This window comes from Hydrocoleum sp. CS-953 (assembly GCF_002260545.1).
Classification (GTDB): Bacteria; Cyanobacteriota; Cyanobacteriia; order Cyanobacteriales; family Microcoleaceae; genus Trichodesmium.
On the sequence record NZ_LGSU01000431.1, the window covers coordinates 1 to 3088 of the forward strand.

The following is a 3088-nucleotide window of genomic DNA, read 5'->3' on the forward strand; positions in this document are numbered from 1 at the left end:
GTTGTAGGGGTAGATTTCCTACAGAATACTGCGCATTCATGTCGGCGACAGCCGTTTAGCTAGCGCACAAGGGGCGTTTTTCATGTCACTAAGCGTTAACGTTTGCGGAGCATTCCGGAACGAAAAGTTGTGCCGAACGCTAAACGCTGCGGGACATATAAAGCGTTTGTGGAGTATGACCTAGGATAGCTTTGCAGAATGCAAAACGCCAATTACCCGTACAGGAGAAATGGGAGTTATAGGTAGGTAGTCAGAAGAATAGTCCCTTAATTTTTCTGCCATAGTTACCCCAAAATGCTAACTTTTTTAGCTCTATCAACCGAAAAGCTGGTACTTTTTCAAGACCTGAAATTGCTAAAACCTTTATCCGTCAATACTTTTATATTTAATCAGCAAACCAGAATTATCCATTATTAATCATCCATTATCAATATTATCAGCAATGGGAACAACAGAAGAAAATCTGAGAGAAGAAATAAAGTCTCTGCGACAGGAAATGGCTAAAGTCCAAGATGAAATTGCAGCTTACCGACTAGCTCAAAAAGTATTGATAGAAGTAACAACAGGATGCTCCTCTAGGCCAGGAGGAATTATTAAAGCTGCTTTACAAAAAACCTTAGATGTTTGTGCTGATGTCACTGCCACAGAAAAAGGAAGTTTATTTTTACTAGATCCTGCATCTAAGAAAATTGTAGATGCTATTCTCACTCGCACTGAAGTAAGTCCCGAACAACGGACTAAACTAATAGGTAGTGTTTTAGATAAAGGGTTAGCAGGTTGGGTAAGTCGCAACCGTGAGATAGGATTAATTACGGATACAGAAGAGGACGATCGCTGGTTAACTTTACCTAATCAACCTTACATAGTTCGTTCAGCATTAGGTGTTCCAATTATCAATAATCAAAATTTGCTTGGTATTATTACTTTATTGCACTCTCAACCTAATCATTTTACCGACAGAATGGCAGAGTCAATGGAAGCTACTGCTGAACAAATAGGGTTAGTTCTCGAAAATGCTAGACTGTATGGACAACTAGATACTTATTCTAAAGCTCTTGACCATGAGTTAGAAAAGGGTANGCATTAGGTGTTCCAATTATCAATAATCAAAATTTGCTTGGTATTATTACTTTATTGCACTCTCAACCTAATCATTTTACCGACAGAATGGCAGAGTCAATGGAAGCTACTGCTGAACAAATAGGGTTAGTTCTCGAAAATGCTAGACTGTATGGACAACTAGATACTTATTCTAAAGCTCTTGACCATGAGTTAGAAAAGGGTAGACAAATTCAGATAGATTTTCTCCCTTATGATATTCCTAAGTTGGATGATTGGGAAATAGTTGCTTGTTTTCATCCTGCTAAACAAGTAGCGGGAGATTTTTACGATGCTTTTACTCTTGGCAACGATCAAATAGGGTTAGTAATAGCGGATGTTTGTGATAAGGGAGTGGGTGCAGCATTATTTATGGCTTTATTCCGCAGCTTAATTCGCATCTTTTCTTCTGAGGAAGATAAATTACAAGCAACTACAACTTCAATTAATTTAGCTCACGAGAAAGCTCTTCAAGCTGTTCGCCTTACTAATGACTATGTTGCGCAAAACCATTGGCAAATGAGTATGTTTGCTACATTATTTTTTGGGGTGCTAGATCCAAAAACGGGTTTACTTAGTTACGTTAATGGAGGACATGAACCTCTGTTTATTATTAATCAAGATGGCATAAAACAGACCCTAAATTCTACTGGACCTGCGGTAGGAATGATGCCAAATATGAAGTTTGAAATTAAAGAAGTTCAGTTAGAGCCTGGAGAAATACTAATAGGTTATACCGATGGCGTGACTGAAGCAAAATGCCCGGAGGGAAAATTATTTACAGATAANTACGTTAATGGAGGACATGAACCTCTGTTTATTATTAATCAAGATGGCATAAAACAGACCCTAAATTCTACTGGACCTGCGGTAGGAATGATGCCAAATATGAAGTTTGAAATTAAAGAAGTTCAGTTAGAGCCTGGAGAAATACTAATAGGTTATACCGATGGCGTGACTGAAGCAAAATGCCCGGAGGGAAAATTATTTACAGATAAAAGACTAAAAGAAATGGTGGAAAAGCCGGCTAATTCTGCATCAGAATTGATAGGGCGCATTAAAAATAAGTTGTTTGATTATATGGAAGATGCAGCACAATTTGATGATATTACAATGTTAGCGGTGCGGAGAAATTAACTAAAACTATTAGAAAAGAGGGAGTAGGGAGTAGGGAGTAGGGAGTAGGGAGTAGGGAGTAGGGAGTAGGGAGTAGGGGGTCATTTCAGTTAGCCTCCTGCGGAGGAGCTGCGCTAACAGTTATCAGTGAACCTCAGACTAAACTCGGAGGCTTGAAATACCGAGTTAAATATTTTTTTCATTCCCTTAAAAGGGGAGGCGCATACCCACAATTTTCCGGTAAAAAATTGGTTATTTTTGTGCAATAATTTACTTGATTTTTTATTAAAAAAAAACAAAGAAAGGAGGATTTATGGAAGCATTAATATTACTAGGAAAACTAGAGAACTTAGGACGAATTCGTCAATATGTTAAGTCAGCAGCAACAGAAGCGGGTTTAGAAAAAAAAGTATCATATAAATTATGTTTAGCAGTAGATGAAATAGCAACAAATATTATTACTCATGGTTATAATGAGAATGGATTAGAAGGAAGTATATCTGTAGAAGCTAAAATAGATGAAACAAGTTTAACCGTTTATATTGAAGATACGGCAAAACCTTATGATCCTACTACGAAAGAAGCACTTACAGAAGAAGACTTAAAAAAAAGAATGGAAGAGCGTCCCCTTGGTGGTTATGGAATTCACTTAGCTTATCAAAGTGTTGATAAGTTTATTTATGAACATATAGGTGATCGGAATCGTAATATTTTAGTTGTGAATAGGACTACAACATAATAATATGAAATACGTTAATGTTTGTTACTCAAGATTGATAGGGAGATAAGGAGATGGGGAGATGGGGAGATGGAGAGATTCGTATATTTGCAGAATTTTTTGTATTTAATATAAGAATAATTTTACTTAATAGAC

At 36.9% G+C, this 3088-nt stretch carries 4 protein-coding genes; all 4 read left to right on the plus strand.

From position 1 onward, the window contains the following. Nucleotides 1-496 precede the first annotated feature (496 nt). On the plus strand, nucleotides 497-1079 hold a 583-nt coding region (locus AFK68_RS04255), incomplete at its 3' end, for a GAF domain-containing protein (protein WP_246843990.1). 55 nt (nucleotides 1080-1134) lie between these two features. Further along, the coding region (locus AFK68_RS04260; RefSeq protein ID WP_246843991.1) for a PP2C family protein-serine/threonine phosphatase at nucleotides 1135-1886 on the plus strand (752 nt) is incomplete at its 3' end. A gap of 49 nt (nucleotides 1887-1935) precedes the next feature. After that, nucleotides 1936-2235: a SpoIIE family protein phosphatase gene (locus tag AFK68_RS04265; RefSeq protein WP_246843992.1), complete on the plus strand. Its 300-nt coding sequence runs from the start codon at nucleotides 1936-1938 to the stop codon at nucleotides 2233-2235. Nucleotides 2236-2527: 292 nt separating this feature from the next. After that, on the plus strand, nucleotides 2528-2953 hold the full coding sequence (locus tag AFK68_RS04270; RefSeq protein WP_094671731.1) for an ATP-binding protein: 426 nt from the start codon (nucleotides 2528-2530) through the stop codon (nucleotides 2951-2953). The last annotated feature ends 135 nt before the right edge of the window (nucleotides 2954-3088 follow it).

Bases quoted from the DNA above. Each gene is read 5' to 3' on its own strand.
- AFK68_RS04270 (WP_094671731.1), top strand. From the start codon at position 2,528: ATGGAAGCATTAATATTACTAGGAAAACTAGAGAACTTAGGACGAATT.